The 13,075-nt window shown below is 48.9% G+C and carries 12 protein-coding genes and 1 rRNA gene; 8 read left to right on the top strand and 5 right to left on the bottom strand.

The annotated features are described in order from the left end of the window. Window positions 1–6 precede the first annotated feature (6 nt). Entirely contained in the window at window positions 7–1,137 is a 1,131-nt protein-coding gene (locus AC0YNS_RS15485; protein WP_475781906.1) for an AI-2E family transporter, read from the bottom strand. 251 nt (window positions 1,138–1,388) lie between these two features. On the opposite strand from AC0YNS_RS15485, the gene AC0YNS_RS15480 reads away from it, so the two are divergent. After that, window positions 1,389–2,825: a polysaccharide deacetylase family protein gene (locus AC0YNS_RS15480; protein ID WP_475781905.1), complete on the top strand. Its 1,437-nt coding sequence runs from the start codon at window positions 1,389–1,391 to the stop codon at window positions 2,823–2,825. Window positions 2,826–2,912: 87 nt separating this feature from the next. Here AC0YNS_RS15480 and AC0YNS_RS15475 read toward each other — a convergent pair whose 3' ends face one another. Both AC0YNS_RS15475 and ilvD read right to left on the bottom strand, forming a co-directional pair. Further along, window positions 2,913–3,527: a PH domain-containing protein gene (locus AC0YNS_RS15475; protein ID WP_475781904.1), complete on the bottom strand. Its 615-nt coding sequence runs from the start codon at window positions 3,525–3,527 to the stop codon at window positions 2,913–2,915. 102 nt (window positions 3,528–3,629) lie between these two features. Beyond that, window positions 3,630–5,318: a dihydroxy-acid dehydratase gene (ilvD, locus tag AC0YNS_RS15470; protein ID WP_475781903.1), complete on the bottom strand. Its 1,689-nt coding sequence runs from the start codon at window positions 5,316–5,318 to the stop codon at window positions 3,630–3,632. A 281-nt stretch (window positions 5,319–5,599) separates the two neighbouring features. Here ilvD and AC0YNS_RS15465 point away from each other — a divergent pair, with 281 nt between their 5' ends. From AC0YNS_RS15465 to AC0YNS_RS15440, 6 genes are read left to right on the top strand one after another with little or no spacing between them, the layout of a single operon-like run. Then, window positions 5,600–5,902, top strand: a complete 303-nt coding sequence (locus AC0YNS_RS15465; RefSeq protein WP_475781902.1) for an urease subunit gamma — start codon at window positions 5,600–5,602, stop codon at window positions 5,900–5,902. Window positions 5,903–5,925: 23 nt separating this feature from the next. Then, window positions 5,926–6,297 (top strand): urease subunit beta, encoded by a 372-nt coding sequence (gene ureB, locus AC0YNS_RS15460; RefSeq protein WP_475781901.1) that lies wholly within the window; start codon window positions 5,926–5,928, stop codon window positions 6,295–6,297. Continuing rightward, complete coding sequence (gene ureC, locus AC0YNS_RS15455) at window positions 6,290–8,008, top strand: urease subunit alpha (protein ID WP_475781900.1); 1,719 nt, start codon at window positions 6,290–6,292, stop codon at window positions 8,006–8,008. The genes ureB and ureC overlap by 8 nt, the downstream gene beginning before the upstream one ends. 52 nt (window positions 8,009–8,060) lie before the next feature. Next, window positions 8,061–8,780, top strand: a complete 720-nt coding sequence (locus AC0YNS_RS15450) for an urease accessory protein UreF (protein ID WP_475781899.1) — start codon at window positions 8,061–8,063, stop codon at window positions 8,778–8,780. A gap of 50 nt (window positions 8,781–8,830) precedes the next feature. Further along, a complete protein-coding gene (ureG, locus tag AC0YNS_RS15445; RefSeq protein ID WP_475781898.1) occupies window positions 8,831–9,574 on the top strand; it encodes an urease accessory protein UreG in 744 nt (247 codons plus the stop codon). After that, a complete protein-coding gene (locus AC0YNS_RS15440; protein WP_475781897.1) occupies window positions 9,543–10,409 on the top strand; it encodes an urease accessory protein UreD in 867 nt (288 codons plus the stop codon). Before ureG ends, AC0YNS_RS15440 begins: the two co-directional genes overlap by 32 nt. A 17-nt stretch (window positions 10,410–10,426) precedes the next feature. Here AC0YNS_RS15440 and AC0YNS_RS15435 read toward each other — a convergent pair whose 3' ends face one another. Further along, window positions 10,427–10,984, bottom strand: a complete 558-nt coding sequence (locus AC0YNS_RS15435; protein WP_475781896.1) for a GNAT family N-acetyltransferase — start codon at window positions 10,982–10,984, stop codon at window positions 10,427–10,429. Window positions 10,985–11,359: 375 nt separating this feature from the next. Then, on the bottom strand, window positions 11,360–11,710 hold the full coding sequence (locus AC0YNS_RS15430) for a hypothetical protein (RefSeq protein WP_090981659.1): 351 nt from the start codon (window positions 11,708–11,710) through the stop codon (window positions 11,360–11,362). 521 nt (window positions 11,711–12,231) lie between these two features. On the opposite strand from AC0YNS_RS15430, the gene AC0YNS_RS15425 reads away from it, so the two are divergent. Next, window positions 12,232–13,075 (top strand): 16S ribosomal RNA (locus AC0YNS_RS15425); the annotation flags it as partial.

The raw sequence follows: 13,075 nt of genomic DNA, 5'->3' as shown, positions 1-13,075 counted from the left end.
TTACAGCTAGTCCACAATTTCCGTATCATCCGCTGGATTCGTTTGATGCTCGAACTCACCTTTAGGTGAATGAATCCAGCGGTGGAAGTATCGTTGATCATATAATGCCTTCAATAGAATCATCAGAATCGGAGACAGGATCACGCCTGCAATCCCGAATATTGAAAGTGAGATAATCATGAATGCGAGCATCGTAAAGGCAGAAACGCCGAGCGTGTCGCCGGTGATCTTAGGCTCGAGAAATTGACGTGTCAAGACGACCGCAAGGAATAGGCAGCTGAGCCAAATCGCGAGTGTCGAGTTACCGACAATGAACAAGTAAATGATCCACGGGATGAAGACGGTTCCGACACCGAGCAAGGGCAGGATGTCGAAGAATGCGGATAGCAGCGCGATGGAGAAGGCATTGGGCACTCCGAGCAGCAGCAAGGCAACGAATATAACGATAAACGTAATGCTTATTAGCTTGCCTTGGGCTTTCAAATAACCGGCAATGCCGGAGAATACATTCTCGCGTAAGAACAGGAAAGCTTTCTTGAACGTATTAGGCGTCTTCTCTTGAGCCAGCTTCTTCCACTCTTTAATTTCCAAACTAAGGAAATAAGCGAGTATGATTCCGATGGTGAAGTTAATCATAAAGGTGGAGAAGGATTTCAGGTACCCGCCTAGCGAGAGCAGGAACGAAACCGCCAAATTAGATCCCCATCTTGTGATATAACCGAAGATCTCATTGGCCTTCTCCACGACGTTATCCGGCAGCGGAAGTGAATCGACTTTATCTTCGAGCAAAGCGGCATTCTTCTGAAACTGGTCGACAAGTAAATCCTGGTACTTGCCAAGGTTTGAAGCGAGTCCGGTAACCTGCGTCGTGACGACGAAACCGGCACCGACAAATGCGCCGACAATGACGAGTGTGAAAATAAGAACGGATATGCCTGAAGCGATGGATTTCTTCATCCCGAGTCGCTGCATCCATCGTGCAGGAGGCTCAATAAACATGAAAATTAAGAAAGAAAGGAATATTGGAGTGGCAATCCGGTATACATAACTGAATACAAGCATGATGAGATACACGGTCAGAACAATTAAAGCAATATCGAATGCGGTACGCCAATATTTACGGTAGAAGGAAAGCATCGATTGACTCCTTTTTAAATAGCTGAAATGCGGTTATGTATCACGATTGTACTATAAAATAACAGAGTTTCCCAACTTAACTTTATGTTAGCCTAATTTTCCGATTTATGCTGTATTTCTTCGTTGTAACTTCCGTAGCCGTTATTGTACGTGCTATGTTACAATGAATGAAGGTATCAGGCATCTAGGGCACTCCCTCTTCCAATGGACAAGGATTAAGGATCGAAACTAGGGTGGTGGGAACACGTAATATGGAAAACTTCCTGCTGTGGGGATTTTATTTTTTAACGTTTTATGCTTTTTTACCCGGAATTATAAGTCGTACATTTGGTTTTCGCGTATTTAAACGGGGTCGTGCAGAACGGGAAATTGCTCTTACTTTCGACGATGGGCCGGATCCTGTTTATACACCGCTGCTGCTTGATCTACTAAAGAAATATGATGCTAAAGCGACATTCTTTGTTGTCGGCATCCACGCAGAACGGCACCCGGAGTTATTGCAGCGAATGCATGCTGAAGGGCATGTGATCGGCATTCATAATTACGTACACAAGTCCAATTGGCTTATGCGTCCAAGAACGGTTAAGAAACAAATTCATCGCACATCAGAGATTATTCGCCGGGCAACCGGCGTTCGTTCGGCGTACTACAGACCTCCGTGGGGGATCGTCAATCTGTTTGATTTTTCCAATTTAGGGTATCTTCAAATTATTCTATGGTCTGCGCTGTTCGGCGATTGGCGCAAACATGTAGGGGCTGAACGTCTTAAGACCCGCATGATGAAGAAGCTTCGGCCGGGAGAAGTGCTGCTTCTTCATGACTGCGGCGCTACTTTCGGTGCGGATCAAGATGCGCCGGCTAACATGCTCATTGCATTAGAGTCGTTCTTAAAGGCAGGTCGTGAACGCGGATATCAGTTTATCCATATTACGGACATGATCGCACTTACGGACAGGGATCGCAGTAAGTCGAGAGAATCCAAGCCTGCGACACATGGTCTCTTCAAACGAGCGTTGATCGCATGTTGGATGGGATGGGAGCGGGTATTTCACGTCCTATTCCGCGTGAAGTCAGGCGGAGAGGGCTCTATATTTCACATTCGGCTTGTCCCGTATCCGGGACAAACGTTGGAGCTGTCGGACGGCAGACGAATCGAGCACAAGGATCCTGTAATCGAACTTCACTTTGATAATCATAAGCTGCTGAAAATGATGACTGAATCACGTTCGATGATGCATGTTGCGATTATGCTCATTCGAGAAGTGCAGAAGGGGATGCCTAAGCTTGCCCAGCAGCTTGTGGGAAACAAAGAGTACGAACATGCAAAAGGGTTATACGGCGTCAGCATGATTAATCGCGGCGCAGAGCAATTCGGATTCAGCGTGCTGCCGATTCCGAAAGGACTTTTTGATTATTCTACACGGCTATATTTGAAGCTGCTGCTTCGTGTGCTTCATCCTTCGGGGAAGAAACGTCTGACAGAGCAGGGCTCTCGGCTTGATCCGCGAATTATTGCGATGTCGATGGATCAATTCTGGGGTCGTTACGGTGCTGAAGCAAACGTGAAACCCAACTGGAAGAAGACGCAAGTGTATGAGCCTAAGCTTCATCAAGGAGCGCGTCCGGGGCTTACGCCTGCAGCTTATGATAATGCGAATGCAGCGGGAGCCGGGGAGTACACGCCATAAACGAAACCCAATAATTGATAAGGGAAGGCGCCTCGGAACTCGGGGCGCCTTTCTTGTGTTGTCATGTCGCGATTGCGATCATAAAACCTATTGGTTAATATAACACTCGAATACAGCAGCGAAGTCTTTGGATTTGTATTGCTTTTGCGTTTCGGCAAGCCAATTGAAAGCAAGCTGGTTAATCGATTTGAACTGCTCGGCGAGATCAATTTCGGCTTTATAGATCTGGCTTACAGTCGAGGAGGCCAGGTCCAAACTCTGCCTTGCAAAGCCAAGCGAGATTTCATTCTCGTGCGTGAGCTCGGCGATTTTGATCAGTGCTTTGTAGAGATCCTTGACTTCTTCTATATGTTTCTTATGAATGTCTATGGTGAATGGCGTACCGCCAAGATTGAATTTAATTTCAACATCCAAATCGACGGTTCCTGCCGTTTCTAAGTATACGCCGGAAATCTTATGTGCACTGTAGGAGTAGCGGTGGAGCGTTCTTTTCTTACTGACTGCACTCGTGCCGTCGAGATGGATGAGCGCTTGATTCGTGAAGCAGTATTCATCGGATTTGGACTTGATAAGAAAATAAATTTTCTCGTTATCCTCGTGCAGGACGTAGTCGTCGGAATCGACCTTATCATAGTTCTCCGGTTTGATGACAGATCCTAAATCACTTAAACCAAGCAAATCGGCAGCTACTTTCCCGAACATGAGAATCCCTCCATAATCTAAAATAAAATCGCCCTGCGTATAAGTTGACTAACAACTAGTCATACGCAGGGCGATTCTATTATGTTTCAGTTTTGGCGGGAATTAATTAAATCTTAGTACGCCGCCTGTGCTTGCATTCGTAACAAGGTGGGAGTAACGAGCTAGATAACCTTTTTTGATTTTCGGTTCAAAGCCTTTCCAATTCGCACGACGAGCTTCGAACTCTTCATCACTGATCAGAAGGTTCATTTCGTTGTTGATCAAATCAAGCTCGATAAGGTCGCCGTCATTTACGAAAGCGATAGGACCGCCTTCGGCAGCTTCCGGAGAAACGTGTCCGATACTGATGCCGCGGGATGCGCCTGAGAAACGGCCGTCTGTTACGAGACCGACCTTAGCTCCAAGACCCATGCCGACGATTTGGGACGTTGGCGCAAGCATCTCTGGCATACCAGGTCCGCCTTTAGGGCCTTCGTAACGAATGACGACAACATGTCCTTCTTTAACTTTACCATTCGCAATTCCATGCAATGCCTCATCTTGTGAATCGAAGCAGATTGCAGGACCTTTATGGTAGCCGCCAACCGATTTATCAACAGCGCCGACTTTAATGATCGCACCGCGCGGTGCGAGGTTTCCGAATAGGACAGCCAGTCCGCCGCGCTCGCTATGCGGGTTGTCCAGCGTATGAAGAACATCCGTATCCTGGATATCATGTCCGGCTACATTCTCGCGAAGTGTCTTACCTGTTACAGTAAGCACGTCACCGTGAAGGGCGCCTTCTTTCTTGAACAGCTCATTGATAATTGCGCTTACGCCGCCGGCATTGTGCACATCTTCGATGTGGTAATCAGAAGCCGGAGCAATCTTCGCTAGATGCGGAACGCGTGCTGCGATTTCATTAATGCGCTCGATTGGGTATTCGATACCAGCTTCATGTGCGATTGCAAGCGTATGGAGAACAGTGTTTGTGGAACCGCCCATTGCCATATCAAGTGCAAATGCATTGTCGATGGAATCTTTGGTCACGATATCGCGTGGTTTCAGATCCATCTCGATCAAGTTCATCAGCTGACGAGCAGCTTGTTTAACGAATTCTTTACGTTCAGGCGATACAGCCAGGATTGTGCCGTTACCCGGAAGTGCAAGGCCAAGACCTTCTGCCAAACAGTTCATGGAGTTAGCTGTGAACATACCGGAGCAAGATCCGCAAGTCGGACAACCGAATTGCTCAAGCTCTGTAAGACTGGCTTCGTCGATTTTACCTGCTTGGAATGCACCGACACCTTCAAATACGCTGGATAGCGAAATCGAGCGGCCATCGGAGGTTTTGCCTGCTTTCATTGGTCCGCCGCTGACAAGCATGGTCGGGATGTTTACGCGAAGCGCGCCCATGATCATGCCCGGTGTAATTTTGTCACAGTTCGGAATACAAACCATGCCGTCAAACCAGTGAGCATTAACAACGGTTTCTACCGAATCCGCAATAATTTCACGGCTCGCCAGGGAATAACGCATACCGATATGTCCCATTGCAATGCCGTCGTCGACGCCTATCGTATTGAATTCGAAAGGCACGCCGCCTGCTTCCCAGATCGCTTCTTTAACGAGCTTTCCGAATTCCTGCAAGTGAACGTGGCCTGGAATGATGTCAATATACGAGTTGCAAACCGCGATAAACGGTTTACCGAAGTCTTCCTCTTTTACCCCGGCAGCACGCAGCAAGCTGCGGTGCGGAGCGCGGTCAAATCCTTTTTTAATTGTGTCTGAACGCATCTTTTTTGCCGCCATTTCTGTCCCTCCCAAAGTAAGCTCAATAAATTTTAGTCTATCACATCAGGCATCGAATGGCTAGCACGTTCACCTAGTGGCGGAGTGGCAAGGAAGCTAAGAAAATCACGTAATAGATGAAGGGATTTATCCCTCATTTCGACAAAACCTGACATCGTTACCCAAATTATAGCAATACTAATCTGTAATCTATCGCCTTATGTCATTAAACATAACACAAGAGATTTACTTGGCCCTATTCAACCGTTATAATAATAGAAAACGTTGGAAGAGGTGCCTGTATGCAGTTAACGGAAAGGGAAAAAGAAAAGCTTCTAATTACGATTGCTGCCGATTTGGCACGTAGACGACTTAACCGGGGCGTGAAATTGAATTACCCCGAGAGTATAGCGCTTATTACATCAGAGATCTTGGAAGGTGCCCGCGATGGTTTGACAGTGGCGAAATTGATGGAGCACGGTACAACGATTCTAAGCCGAGATCAAGTGATGTCCGGCGTGGCGGATATGATCCATGAAGTGCAAGTGGAAGCGACTTTTCCGGATGGAACGAAGCTCGTGACCATTCATCATCCCATACTTTAATGCGCTAAGAGAGGGGGATTGCCTTGATACCAGGAGAATACCGTACGATGGCAGGAAATATCGAGCTGAATGCCGGACGAGAAACGGTGGAGATTGTTGTTGTCAATACGGGAGATCGTCCTGTGCAGGTGGGATCGCATTTTCATTTCTTTGAAGTAAATCGTGCACTCGCATTTGAACGTGAAGCGGCATTCGGCATGCGACTTCACATTCCTGCCGGCACGGCAGTGAGGTTTGAGCCCGGTGAGGAGAAACCGGTTCAGCTTGTTGAGCTCGGTGGAAGCAAACGCTCCTTTGGACTAAATGCACTGACTAGCGGCTCAGCGATTCGCGGCAGTATGTCTGATGAAGTGCGGAGCAGGCTTAAAGCATGGGAGGGCCTTCGTCATGAGTAAGATGAGTCGCAGCAGTTACGCAGCCATGTTCGGTCCGACAACAGGCGATGCCGTTCGGTTGGCGGATACGGAATTATGGGCTCAATTAGAGAAGGACTACACTGTTTATGGTGACGAGTGCAAGTTCGGCGGTGGAAAAGTAATTCGGGATGGTATGGGGCAATCGAGCGGGGCACTGCGTAGTGAAGGCGTACTGGATACGCTGATTACCAATGCGATTGTCATTGACCACTGGGGGATTGTGAAAGCCGATATCGGGATTCGAGACGGTGTAATTGTTGGCATCGGTAAAGCAGGCAACCCGGATATTATGGATGGCGTTATGCCGAACATGGTCGTCGGAGCGAGCACAGAGGTTATTGCCGGCGAAGGGAAGATTGTAACCGCTGGCGGGATCGACAGCCATATTCATTTTATATGCCCGCAGCAGATCGAGACGGCTCTTTCGTCAGGTGTAACTACCATGATAGGCGGCGGAACCGGGCCGGCGACTGGCACGAACGCAACGACCTGTACGCCTGGAGCATGGCATATGCGCAGAATGCTGGAAGCTGCTGAAGCGTTTCCGATGAACCTCGGTTTTACCGGCAAAGGCAATTCATCCTTTACCGAACCGCTCATCGAACAAATTGAAGCGGGAGCTATTGGGCTGAAGCTGCATGAAGACTGGGGAACGACGCCGGCTTCTATTGATGTTTGCCTTACGGCGGCGGATTTGTACGATGTTCAGGTCGCGATTCATACAGATACGCTGAATGAAGCAGGATTTCTGGAGGATACACTGGCGGCATTTAAAGGTCGCACGATCCATACGTATCATACGGAAGGAGCCGGCGGCGGGCATGCGCCGGATATTATCCGGGCAGCCGGCGAACTGAATGTGCTGCCTTCATCCACGAACCCGACTCGCCCGTTTACGATTAATACCATCGAAGAACATCTGGATATGCTTATGGTCTGTCATCATTTGGACAGCAGCATTCCGGAGGATGTTGCGTTTGCTGACTCGCGGATTCGTCCGGAGACGATTGCGGCCGAAGATATTTTGCATGATATGGGCGTATTCAGCATGATCAGCTCCGATTCTCAGGCAATGGGTCGTGTCGGGGAAGTCATCATCCGAACCTGGCAAACGGCTGACAAGATGAAGAAACAGCGTGGCCCCCTGGCGCCTGATACTACCGCTGAAGCTGATAATTTCCGCATCAAACGCTATATCGCGAAGTACACGATAAATCCCGCTATCACACATGGCATCTCGCATCTGGTTGGTTCCATTGAACCCGGCAAATTTGCGGATTTGGTCGTGTGGAGTCCGATGTTTTTTGGCGTAAAGCCGGATCTGGTGCTCAAAGGCGGAAGTATTGCATTCGCACAGATGGGTGATCCCAATGCATCGATTCCGACGCCGCAGCCGGTATTTGGCCGTCCGATGTTTGCCGCATTTGGCAAAGCCAAGCACAGCAGCTCGATTACATTCGTGTCTCAGGCTGCTTATGATCGCGGCATCGCCGAAGAGCTCGGCTTAGCGAAACGGATCGAACCGGTGCGTGGCTGCAGAACGGTGACGAAGAAAGATATGATTCACAATGATGCGACACCGGTCATTACCGTTAATCCCGAAACCTATGAAGTGAAAGTGGATGGTGTTGTGGCGACTTGTGAACCGGCTGACGTTCTGCCGATGGCGCAGCGATACTTTTTGTTCTAGGTACATAAATGCAGGTTTGCTGCTTCCGGTTCGGAAGGGAGGTGGTTTGAGCTTGGCCGACAATTCAGAAGAAAGTCCTCGCCCTGTAGTACTGCCTTGGCTTGCCCTTCAACAGCTGCTTGACTCGGCATTGCCTATTGGCGGGTTCGCGCATTCCTTCGGGCTCGAGACGCTGGTCCAGGAAGAAGCGCTGCTAACAAGCAAGCAGCTGGAAGATTATACGGTATCGATGCTGATGCAAAGCTGGTCAACAGCAGACGTGATGGTGATCAAATCCGTATATCGGGACATGCCGATTCACGACTATGCTTCCATGTTTGGTGTAGAAAGGCTCGTACATGTTCAGCGAACGGCAATTGAAACACGAAATGGGATCGAGAAGATGGGGCGCCGTCTATTGCAGCTGTTAGGCGCATTATATCCGAGTTATGACTGGGCACCTCTGCAGGATGGACTTAAGTCCAAAAGCTGCTTAGCCACTCATCCGCTGGTGTTCGGTTTTGCCTGCTATCGTCTGGGAGTTTCGCTTGAACAAGCAGCTCAGGGTTATATGTATGCAGGCATCGTCAACTGTATCAACAGTGCTCTTCGTCTCATGTCTATTGGCCAAACCGAAGGGCAAACCATCATCGCCAGGTTGACGCCGAAGACGATGGACGCTTGGGAGGAAGTGTCTGAGATGACGCCTGAGGACGCCTACAGCTACATGCCTATGAGCGAAATTGCCATGATGCGCCACGAGAATCTGTACTCTCGTCTCTTCATGTCTTAATCGTAGAAGGCTGATAATGGAACAACATATCCCGATTGGAGGAATGTACAATGTGTCAAGGACAAGGTCATCATCACCAGGAGTGGGAGCAGCCGGCAATCGATCGCGCAGGTTCAAGACCGGTTCGAATTGGTATAGGCGGCCCGGTAGGTTCGGGTAAGACGGCATTGGTTGAACGGCTTGCAGGTGCTCTGAAGGACAAATATAGTGTGGCGGTCATCACGAACGACATTTATACCAAAGAAGATGCTCGGATTTTGGCCGCTACCGGTGTGCTGCCGGAAGAGCGTATTATCGGAGTGGAGACTGGCGGATGCCCGCATACCGCGATACGCGAGGATGCTTCGATGAACTTTGAGGCGGTGGATGAGCTGACGAGCCGGTTTGACAATCTCGATCTGATCTTTATTGAAAGCGGCGGCGATAATTTGGCGGCTGCCTTCAGTCCGGAACTGGTGGATCGGTTTATCTATATTATTGACGTGGCACAAGGTGAGAAAATCCCGCGTAAAGGCGGTCCTGGCATCATGCGCTCGGATTTGTTGATTATCAACAAAATCGATCTCGCCCCTCATGTCGGTGCCAGCCTTGAAGTGATGGAGTCTGATACGAAACGAATGCGCGGAGAGCGGCCCTATGTATTCTCGAACCTCTTCGGAGGCGTGAATGTGGATCGAATTGTTGCTTGGCTGGAGCATGAGCTCGCCCACGCTCATGGACATGAGCATCATCATGAGCACGAGCATAAGCATGAGAGTGGACATGAGCATGCAGCACATCACCACCACTCCTAAACAGGAGGGGCAACGTGTATCGCAGCTTCGGGCGGTATTTGAGAAGCGGGTGCGCGGAACGGTTCTCACCTCGAAATATCATACTGCACCTATTAAGATCGCAAAAGCTTTTCCGCTTGACGGGCCGCTCGGTGTCATCGTGATGGATGTGTCTCCGGGGCTGCTGGCCGGTGATCGTTTTGAATTTGATTGGCGTTTAGAGCCGGGCGCGCATGCCTACGTTACGAATCAATCGTTTACGAAGGTGCATCCATCGAATGCGCTGCTTGGCGGATCTTCAATCAGGCAGCGCTTCGAGCTCGCAAGAGGCGCGGTATTGGAGTCCATGCCAGAGCCGATCATGCTTTACCTTGATGCTGCACTGGATTCCGAGACGATTGTGCACTTGGGCCAAGGTGCGGTGTGGATGGGAGCTGAAGTGCTCTGCCCTGGCAGATCGCTGCGAGGTGAATTGTTCGACTATCTCCATCTGAAGAACAGGGTACGAGTTTATTATGAGGATGAGCTTATCTATGCCCAACAGCAAAATATCATTCCGGCATCGCAACAATTAACGTCTCCCGGTTGCCTGGGGCAGATGACGCATACCGGCGTATTCTATGCGTTCGCAGATCGAATTCAAACGAAGCATGCTGAGGCGGTTCGGGTTGCTTTGGAATCGATGCCGAGTCGTGAAGGACGGACGCTGCAGTGGGGCGTATCGTTAACCTATAAGCATGGTATAGCGGTTATGGCAGCAGGGACAACTGCCTGGCATGTCCAAGAACTGTTTGCGTTCGTATGGGCAGTATTGAGGAAGGAACTGCTGGGACTATCACCTTTCGCGATAAGCTAATTGAGAAGGATGGCGAATTACTCGCCATCCTTCTTGCTGGAGAAGTATGCTGTTCTGGTAATCCCATAGTAATCGAGATCTTCGAATTGGTCCCATTTGCGAATATGTTGTTTAAAGGTCCCTTCGTGTTTCAAACCCGCTTTGGTTAGAACTGAGGATGATGCCGGGTTACGTGTCATAGCCGCGCCAATAATGCGGTTCAGGTTAAGTGCTTCGAAGCCATAACGTATGATTCGTTCAGCAGCCTCCGTAGCATAACCTTGACCCCAGAATTCCTCGCCTAACCAGTAGCCGATTTCGGCCCGACTATGCTCTGCTGTTAGATTTAAGCTGATGCAGCCCATTAACTGCTGTTGTTTCTCTTCTATAATAGCAAACGTATAACCGTGCCCGTGTTTGGCTGCGTCCTTGCGAAACGCGATCCAAGTATCCGCTGCTCCATCGGGGTAGGGATGTGGAAGGGACAGTGTTGTCCGAGCTACCTCGTATTGTCCGGCTAACCGTTGTACAGTGGAGGCGTCCTTTTGATCAAATGGTCGCAGTCGCAATCTGGGTGTTTGTAAAATCAGGCTCATATCCTTTCACCTCTCAGCCATTTTCCTTATTATAACAGTGGGCGAAGGTGAGGTCATCCGTGTTTTGTAACGTAGAGAAAAGCCCTTGCCTACCGCCGTTAGGAGAGAGGAGCAAGGGCTTAAATGTGCGATACTGTTATAGCTATTTAAGCTTATTGTTAATCCTCTGCATTGCTGTTGCTTTTCTTATCAGAGGACTTCGTTGTTGTATTCTTGCGTCCTTGTCCTTGCTGCTTTGCCATTGGGCACACTCCTTTCGGGGAAGATGTAGCCTATTGTGTGTAGGAATGTTCCCGATTATGAGCCCGGTGGAAGAATAATCAAAAAGACCATGATTCGAATGACGGTCTCATTCCAATCATGGTCTTTGAACTGTTACATGGCCATTGGATTCCGCGATGTCAGCACATTCTTGACGCTTTGTGCGCGCCACATCGAAACATGGATTTGTTTAGCTTCAGAAGTGCTGTGGTCAAAGCTGATCGTACCGTCTGTTAGGGAAAGTACCTTCTCAGCGTTAACGTAGCAATTGGCGCTTACTTTAATGAAACGACCTGATGTGATGTAACTGTTCAACTGCTCGGTAGTGATTCTCTTCTTTATGTTGTAGTTTCTACCGTGAAAGCTGGCCAGACCGAGCCTACCGACCTTGAAATAGTAAATGTCCTTCTCTACCTCAAAGTTTTCATATACGTTGCGAGCATCGTCTGCTACTACCTTCATCATGTAATGATCCCCCTCAATAAGATGAATTTGTTAGCGCTTTCATTTTAACACAAACAATTGGGCTTGTGAACAGGATGAACCATATTTTTCATTTTTTTTTTGCGAATATGTTGTTCTGAACTAATTTCTTCATTATATAGGCAACGAAAAAATCACACTAAGTCAGGAAGGTGATCCATGTGGTTCCATTTGTATAATAATACCTGTTGCTATAGATACGGTATCCATGATATATTCTATTTCTGCCTCCGAGACATTAACTTGGAAGCGGCAATCGGGACAAAAACAAGTTGAAAAATAAAGCTTGCAATCATGTTTCGATTCATGGTAAGATATAATTCCGGTCATGAGCCGGAAGGAAATAAACAAGAGTAACACGAAGTATTTGTTCTTTGAAAACTGAACAATGAGCGACCAGTCAAATGGTCATAAATCGCGAAACTAACGTTTCGCAAAGCTAGTTTTTTGAATGAGCTAACAAGCGAATTCTTAAAAATGGCCAAGCCTTCGGGCTTACCACTTTTATGGAGAGTTTGATCCTGGCTCAGGACGAACGCTGGCGGCGTGCCTAATACATGCAAGTCGAGCGGAGTTATTCCTTCGGGGATAGCTTAGCGGCGGACGGGTGAGTAACACGTAGGCAACCTGCCTGTAAGACCGGGATAACATTCGGAAACGAATGCTAATACCGGATATGCAATTCAGCTGCATGGCTGAATTGGGAAAGACGGTGCAAGCTGTCACTTACAGATGGGCCTGCGGTGCATTAGCTAGTTGGTGAGGTAACGGCTCACCAAGGCGACGATGCATAGCCGACCTGAGAGGGTGATCGGCCACACTGGGACTGAGACACGGCCCAGACTCCTACGGGAGGCAGCAGTAGGGAATCTTCCGCAATGGACGAAAGTCTGACGGAGCAACGCCGCGTGAGTGATGAAGGTTTTCGGATCGTAAAGCTCTGTTGCCAGGGAAGAACAGCTAGGCGAGTAACTGCGCTTAGAATGACGGTACCTGAGAAGAAAGCCCCGGCTAACTACGTGCCAGCAGCCGCGGTAATACGTAGGGGGCAAGCGTTGTCCGGAATTATTGGGCGTAAAGCGCGCGCAGGCGGCTTTGTAAGTCTAGTGTTTAATCTCGGAGCTCAACTCCGATTCGCACCGGAAACTGCAAGGCTTGAGTACAGAAGAGGAAAGTGGAATTCCACGTGTAGCGGTGAAATGCGTAGAGATGTGGAGGAACACCAGTGGCGAAGGCGACTTTCTGGGCTGTAACTGACGCTGAGGCGCGAAAGCGTGGGGAGCAAACAGGATTAGATACCCTGGTAGTCCACGCCGTAAACGATGAATGCTAGGTGTTAGGGGTTTC

The organism is Paenibacillus sp. J22FR21 (assembly GCF_056269135.1).
This window is presented reverse-complemented; position numbering and strand designations above follow the sequence as displayed.

Coding starts and splice junctions, on each gene's coding strand:
- AC0YNS_RS15485 (WP_475781906.1), bottom strand. CDS start 1,137: ATGCTTTCCTTCTACCGTAAATATTGGCGTACCGCATTCGATATTGCT.
- AC0YNS_RS15480 (WP_475781905.1), top strand. CDS start 1,389: ATGGAAAACTTCCTGCTGTGGGGATTTTATTTTTTAACGTTTTATGCT.
- AC0YNS_RS15475 (WP_475781904.1), bottom strand. CDS start 3,527: ATGTTCGGGAAAGTAGCTGCCGATTTGCTTGGTTTAAGTGATTTAGGA.
- ilvD (WP_475781903.1), bottom strand. CDS start 5,318: ATGGCGGCAAAAAAGATGCGTTCAGACACAATTAAAAAAGGATTTGAC.
- AC0YNS_RS15465 (WP_475781902.1), top strand. CDS start 5,600: ATGCAGTTAACGGAAAGGGAAAAAGAAAAGCTTCTAATTACGATTGCT.
- ureC (WP_475781900.1), top strand. CDS start 6,290: ATGAGTAAGATGAGTCGCAGCAGTTACGCAGCCATGTTCGGTCCGACA.
- ureG (WP_475781898.1), top strand. CDS start 8,831: ATGTGTCAAGGACAAGGTCATCATCACCAGGAGTGGGAGCAGCCGGCA.
- AC0YNS_RS15440 (WP_475781897.1), top strand. CDS start 9,543: ATGAGCATGCAGCACATCACCACCACTCCTAAACAGGAGGGGCAACGT.
- AC0YNS_RS15435 (WP_475781896.1), bottom strand. CDS start 10,984: ATGAGCCTGATTTTACAAACACCCAGATTGCGACTGCGACCATTTGAT.
- AC0YNS_RS15430 (WP_090981659.1), bottom strand. CDS start 11,710: ATGATGAAGGTAGTAGCAGACGATGCTCGCAACGTATATGAAAACTTT.